This is a genomic window from Kitasatospora sp. NPDC056273, from assembly GCF_042268845.1.
GTDB lineage: Bacteria > Actinomycetota > Actinomycetes > Streptomycetales > Streptomycetaceae > Kitasatospora.
In genome coordinates this window covers 143,385-149,529 of record NZ_JBHJSJ010000020.1, presented here as the reverse complement: position 1 = coordinate 149,529, position 6,145 = coordinate 143,385, and the positions used below count along the sequence as shown (strand labels likewise).

The 6,145-nt window shown below is 75.0% G+C and carries 6 protein-coding genes; 2 read left to right on the top strand and 4 right to left on the bottom strand.

Going from position 1 to position 6,145, the window contains the following annotated elements:
• The coding region (locus ACFCY1_RS20125; RefSeq protein WP_375875426.1) for a class F sortase at positions 1-515 on the top strand (515 nt) is incomplete at its 5' end.
• Between the two features lie 102 nt (positions 516-617).
• Here ACFCY1_RS20125 and ACFCY1_RS20120 read toward each other — a convergent pair.
• The 3 genes from ACFCY1_RS20120 to ACFCY1_RS20110 form a co-directional block, all read right to left on the bottom strand.
• Positions 618-1,652 carry a methyltransferase gene (locus tag ACFCY1_RS20120; protein ID WP_375875425.1) on the bottom strand — a complete coding sequence of 345 codons (1,035 nt, stop codon included), beginning with the start codon at positions 1,650-1,652 and terminating at the stop codon, positions 618-620.
• 66 nt (positions 1,653-1,718) lie between these two features.
• Positions 1,719-2,801, bottom strand: coding sequence for a nitrous oxide reductase family maturation protein NosD (locus ACFCY1_RS20115; RefSeq protein WP_074004526.1), 1,083 nt, complete (start codon positions 2,799-2,801; stop codon positions 1,719-1,721).
• A gap of 390 nt (positions 2,802-3,191) precedes the next feature.
• Positions 3,192-4,556, bottom strand: coding sequence for a cytochrome P450 (locus tag ACFCY1_RS20110; protein WP_375875424.1), 1,365 nt, complete (start codon positions 4,554-4,556; stop codon positions 3,192-3,194).
• 199 nt (positions 4,557-4,755) lie between these two features.
• Between ACFCY1_RS20110 and ACFCY1_RS20105 the strand changes: the two genes are divergently transcribed.
• The gene (locus ACFCY1_RS20105; RefSeq protein WP_375875423.1) at positions 4,756-5,748 is read left to right on the top strand and encodes a deoxyribonuclease IV; all 993 of its coding nucleotides are present in this window, start codon (positions 4,756-4,758) and stop codon (positions 5,746-5,748) included.
• A gap of 46 nt (positions 5,749-5,794) precedes the next feature.
• Here ACFCY1_RS20105 and ACFCY1_RS20100 read toward each other — a convergent pair whose 3' ends face one another.
• Positions 5,795-6,010 (bottom strand): hypothetical protein, encoded by a 216-nt coding sequence (locus tag ACFCY1_RS20100; protein WP_049652123.1) that lies wholly within the window; start codon positions 6,008-6,010, stop codon positions 5,795-5,797.
• Between the last annotated feature and the right edge of the window lie 135 nt (positions 6,011-6,145).

Below are 6,145 nucleotides of genomic sequence, written 5' to 3'. Positions count from 1 at the left end.
CAGCCCCGGACCCGGCGGCCCCGGCCGCCGCCCCGGGGGCGCCGGCGCTCCAACGCGCCAAGCCGACCCGGCTGCGGATCCCGCAGATCGCCGTCGACGCGCCGTTCACCGAGCTGGCCCTCAACCCCGCGGGCCAGCTCGACGCGCCGCCGCCGGACGACAAGAACCTGGTCGGCTGGTACCGGGACGGCGTCACCCCGGGCGAGCGCGGCAGCGCGGTGCTGGCCGGGCACGTGGACACCACCAAGGGCCCGGCGGTGTTCCTGCTGCTGAGCTTCCTGCTGCCGGGCAACAAGGTCGAGGTGAGCCGCGCGGACGGGACGGTCGCGGTGTTCTCGGTGGACTCGGTGGAGACCTTCGCCAAGAACGCCTTCCCCGACGCCAGGGTCTACGGCAGGACCCCCGACGCCCAGCTCCGGCTGATCACCTGCGGCGGCGCGTACGACAAGAAGCGGCGGGACTACCTGGACAACGTGGTGGTCTTCGCCCACCTGGAGTCCTCGCACCCCGCCTGACCCGGCCCGCGCACGACGACCGCCGGCCCCCGATGTTCCGGGGGCCGGCGGTCGTTCTGGTCGTACGGTCGTTCTCGTCGTACGGAGGTGTGCGGGGTCGGCTCAGCCGCTCACGACGGCCTCGAAGGCGTGCAGGTACGGGTTGACCGGGTTGACCGCGGTGACCACCAGTCCGGCCTCCGCCATCAGCCCGACCATGCTCTCCTCGGAGTGCTTGGCACCGCCCACGTTGAGCATCAGCATCAGGTCCATCGCGGTGGTGAAGCGCATCGAGGGGCTGTTGTCGACCAGGTTCTCCACCACCACCACGCGGGCGCCGGAGCCGGCCGCCTTCACCACGTTGGCGAGGGTGCGGCGGGTGCTGTCGTCGTCCCACTCCAGGATGTTCTTGATGATGTAGAGGTCGGCGCGGACCGGGATCTCCATCCGGCAGTCGCCCGGGACGAGGCGGGCCCGGGCGGAGAAGGCGCCGCCGTCCTGGAGCCGGGGGTCGGCGCCGGCCACCACCTTGGGCAGGTCGAGCAGGGTGCCGTGCAGCGCCGGGTGCTTCTCCAGCAGGCTGGCGAGCACGTGGCCCTGGCCGCCGCCGATGTCCGCCACCGAGTCGATGCCGGTGAGGTCCAGGTAGTCGGCGAAGTCCTCGGCGGACTGCCGGCTGGAGGTGGTCATCGCCTTGTCGAAGACCTTCGCCGAGTCGCCCGCGTCGCTGTGCAGGTAGTCGAAGAACTCCTTGCCGAACAGGTCGGGGAAGACGTTGCGGCCGGAGCGGACCGCCTCGTCCAGCTTCGGCCAGGCCTCCCAGGTCCACGGCTCGGTGCACCAGAGGGAGATGTAGCGCAGCGAGTTGGGGGCGTCCTCGCGCAGCAGCCGGGACATCTCGGTGTGCTCGAAGCGGTCGTCGCCGCTCTGCGCGAAGAGCCCGTAGCAGGCGAGCGCGCGCAGCAGACGGCGCAGTTGGCGGGGCTCGGTGTCGAGGGCGACGGCGAGGTCGGTCACGGTGGCCGGGGTGTCGCCGAGCACGTCGGCGACACCGAGCCGGGCGGCCGCGCGGACGGCGGCGGCGCAGGCGGCGCCGAAGACGAGCTCGCGCAGGCGCATCGCGGCCTGGGGGCTGGTATGGACGGGTGCGGTGGTCATGGCTGGGTTTCCTCGGGTCCTGGGGAGTTCCTGGTGCGGCGGCGGGCGGCGAGGGGGTACCGGGGCTCAGCAGCGGCCGGCCGGCTCGGAGCGCCCGCAGGTGTTGCGGGCGAAGGTGTTGTCGGTGCCGGAGTCGCGGTCGGCGAGGTCGGCCGGACCGTTGCCGCTCAGCTCGTTGTCGGCGATCACGGCGCGGGCGTTGGCGACGCCGACGACGCTCTTGAACAGGACGATGCCGCCGGAGAAGTCCGAGGTGCCGGTGTTGTCGCGCACCTCGTTGCCGGTCACCCGGGTGTCCTCGGTGCCGGTGAGGACGATGCCGGCTCCCTGGATGGCGCCCAGGCGCGGGTTGGCCGGGCAGAACTTGTTGTTGCCGATGACGGAGTTGTCCCGGACGTCGAGGTCCCCGGCGCGGGGCACGCCCTCGTCGCCGACCACGAAGACGCCGGCGCAGTTGCCGCTGATCCCGTTGGACTGGACCGCCAGCCCGCGCAGCCGGCGGACGGTGACGCCGACCCGGTTGCCGGTCAGTTCGTTGCCCTCGACCACGGTGCCGCCGGTGTCGGGCGAGCCGCCCTCGCGGTAGGCGTAGTTGGCGAGGAAGACGCCGGACTGGCCGTTGTCGGCCGAGCGGTTGCCGCGGATGACGGCCCGGGTGGACATCTCCTGGCTGATGCCCTGCTGGCCGTTGTCGTGGACGTAGGTGCCGCGGACGGTCAGGCGGGTGGTGCCGCTGGCGTCGATGCCGTTCTTGCGGAAGCCGGTGACGGCGAGGCTGTCGATCCTGACGTCGGACAGCGGGTCCTCCTCGGTGCCGACCACGCAGATGCCGTGCCCGGCGGTGGCGCAGGCGTTCTCGCCGCCGTCCCCGGGGGTGATCACGCTCTCGTCGCCGAAGCCGCGCAGGGTGAGGCGGGGGGTGGTGATGCGGACGCTGCCCTGGTAGGTGCCGGGGAGCAGTTGGACGGTGTCGCCGGGCCGGGCGGCGTCGACGGCCTGCTGAATCGATTCGCCGGGCTGGACGAAGTGCAGCGGGAAGCGGGGGGCGGCATGGGCCGCGGGGGCGGCGGCCAGCGAGGTGAGGACGGTGGTCAGGGCGGTGGCGGCGGCGGTGGCCGCGGCGAGGTGGTGGACCCGTCGCGTGGGCATGAGTGGTGACCTGTTTCCTTTCGGCGCGCGCGGCGCTCGTACGGGTGCGGTGGTCTTCCGCTCGGTCCAGCGGTGGGGCTGACGCGCTGTGCGCGGGCGGTGACGGCCGGTGGATGCGGCCGTGTCGACGCTACGGGCGGCCCGGTGGGCCCGCCACCAGGGCTGGGCTGCGGGGCTGACGGGGCGTCGACCAGGGGTGGGACGGGCCCGGCGTGGCGCGGCAGCGGGCGGTCGGGCGGGGCGCGCGGGGACCGCGGGCGGCGGGAGGACGTCGGGAGGGGCGGACAGCGCGACGCGCCCGACCGCGGGCGGCGGTCGGGCGCGTCGGGGTGTGTCTCGGGGGTGTCCGGGCGGCGGGTGCGTCGGGTACGTGCGGCCCGGTGGACCGGCTCAGCCGGCGGCCGCTGCCCGGGCCGGGGCCTGCGGCCCGAGGCGGACGGGCAGCGCGGCGAGGTGCCAGGCTGCCGGGTTCGGTCCGCGCTCGACGGCCTCCGGACCGACCGCGAGCGCCAACTCCGGGTACGTCCGCAGCAGCGTCTCGAAGGCGACCACCGCTTCCTGGTGCGCCAGCACCGCGCCCAGGCAGCGGTGGGTGCCGTGCCCGAAGCCCAGGTGCGCCTCGTGGTGCCCGGCGCGGTCCGGCGTGCTCGCCCGGCAGATGTCCAGGCGATCCGGCTCGGCATAGGCCCGCGGGTCGTGGTTGGCTCCGGCCAGGATCGGCATCACCGCCTCGCCCCTGCGGACCAGGGTGCCGGCCAGCGTGAGGTCCTCCGTCGCGTAGCGCGGCACCCCACCGATCGTCGGGCCGCACCAGCGCATCAGCTCGTCGACGGCGGCGGGCAGCCGGCCCGGGTCGGCCCGGAGCAGCTCCAGTTGTTCGGGGTGGGCGAGCAGCGCGGCCGTACCGTTGCCGATCAGGGTGGCGGTGGTCTCGTGCCCGGCCACGACCAGGTTGAGGATCAGCGAGACGGTCTCGACCGGGGCGAGGCTGTCGCCCTCCGCGGCCGCCAGTCGGGAGAGCAGGTCGTCGGCGGGTTCGCCCCGGCGGAGCTCGACCAGCGAGCGGGCGGCGGCGACCATGGCGCGCAACGCCTCGTCCAGGCCGGGCCCGGCGCCCCGGCCGAGGTAGGAGCTCCAGCGGCGCCACTGCGGGCGGTCGGACTCGGGGATGCCGAGCAGCTCGCAGATCACCGTGACGGGCAGCGGGTACGCGAAGTGCGCGACCAGGTCGACCACGCCGTCCGGGTCGGCATGGTCGGGCAGCGCCCGGGCGTACTCCTCGGCGAGCCGTTCGATCCGGGGGCGCAGCCGCTCCACGGCGCCGGCCGTGAAGGCCGGGTGCACCAGACCGCGCATCCGGCGGTGCCGGGCGCCGTCCGCGGCGAAGACCCCGGCGCGCAGGTACTGCGCGCACTCGGGCGGCATACCCCGAGCGCGCCAGACCTGCTCGGTGCGGTGCACGGGGACGGGTGTGGCGGTCCCGTCGGGAGTCGGGCCATCGGCGGCGGGCCGGTCTGCGGTCAGGTGGTCGGGAACGGGGCCGTCGACGGCGTTCACGTCGTTGACGAAGCGCGGGTCGGACAGCACGGTGCGGACGTCCTGGTAGCGGACGGCGATCCAGAACGGCTCCACGCCGGGGATGGTGGCGCGGGCGAGCGGGGCGCGCTCGCGCAGGTCGGCGAAGGCGGCGAAGGGGTCGCGGATCAGGTGGTCGGCACGCAGGTCGACGGTCTCGGCCGGCTCGGCGGTGGTCACGGCTGCCTCCTCGGTGGTCGTGCGGTCCTCTGGTCCCGGATCGTGACGGATGCGGGCGGCACGGCCCCCGGTTTCCAGGCGGGATTCACTCGATCGAGCACAGAGAACCTTTTCCTCGGGCCGCCGGGAGCCGGGCTGCCGGACCTCCCGAACCGGCCCGCCCGACGACCGGGGCCGGGCCCGTGGCATGCTCGGGGCCATGACCACCGCACCCGTACCGTCCGTCGCCGCCCTCCGCAACCCGATCGGCGCGCACGTCCCGGTGGCCGGTCGCGGGCTGGCCGGCACCGGCCTGGCGTACGCGGGCCGGGTCGGTGCGGAGACGGTCCAGGTGTTCGTGGCCAACCCGCGCGGCTGGGCCACTCCCCCGGGCAACCCGGCGCAGGACGAGGAGTTCCGCACCGCCTGCGCCGAGCGGGGCGTCCCGGCCTGGGTGCACGCCCCGTACCTGATCAACTTCGGCTCGAACAACCCGGCCACCCGGGAGCGCTCGGCCGACTCGCTGCGGCACTCGCTGCGCCGCGGCCACGCCATCGGCGCGCTCGGCGTCGTCCTGCACACCGGCTCGGCGGTCGGCACCGCGCCCGGCGGCGGCTCGCGCCGGGCCGAGGCGATGGCGCAGGTCCGGTCGGACGTCCGGCCGCTGCTGGAGGAGCTGGACGGGCTCGGCGACGACGCGCCCTGGCTGCTGCTGGAGCCGACGGCGGGGCAGGGCAGCTCGCTCTGCTCGCGGCTGGAGGAGCTGGCCGCGTACATGGAGGCGCTGGACCATCACCCGAAGGTGGGGGTCTGCCTGGACACCTGCCACGCCTTCGCCGCCGGGCACGACCTGGCGGAGCCGGGCGGGGTGACGGCCGCCCTGGACGCCCTGGCCGCCGCCGCGGGGCCGGGCCGGCTGCGGCTGATCCACGCCAACGACTCCGAGGACGTCGTCGGCGCCCGCAAGGACCGGCACGCCAACATCGGCGCCGGGATGATCGGCGCCGAGCCGTTCCGCGAGCTGTTCGAGCACCCGGAGACGGCCGGGGTGCCGCTGGTGGTGGAGACCCCGGACCGCAAGCACGGCGGGGACGGCACCGGGCACGCGATGGACATCGCGGTGCTGAAGGAGCTGCGGGAGCGGGCGGCGGTCCGGGGCACCGGGGCCCGCGCCGCGAAGCTGCCGGAGCCCGCAGCCGCCGGACAGCGGTGAGCCCGGAGGCCGACGGACGGCCTCCGGGCTCGGGGTGCGGAGGGGATCAGCAGCCGCAGTCGCTCTCGCCGTGCTCGGCGAAGTTGAACCAGGTGGCGTGCGGGCCGAACAGGCCGACGCCCGCGGAGCCGGACTCCAGGCTCTGCCCCTCCGACTGCGTCGGAGCGAAGCCCCCCGCCATGGCCGAGGTCGGGACCGCCACCACGGCACCGGCCACGGCGACGATCACGGCGAGCTTGCGGATCTTCCCACGAAGCGACATCTGCTGTCCTTTGGTTCGTCTCTGGTCCTCAACCCGCGCCCCCGACCGGCCGGTTCGGCCGCCCGACGGGCTGGGCGCGCCCCACCGGGGAGGCGCCGCGCCCACGTTGGCACACGAACGCACGGCTTCGGGCGC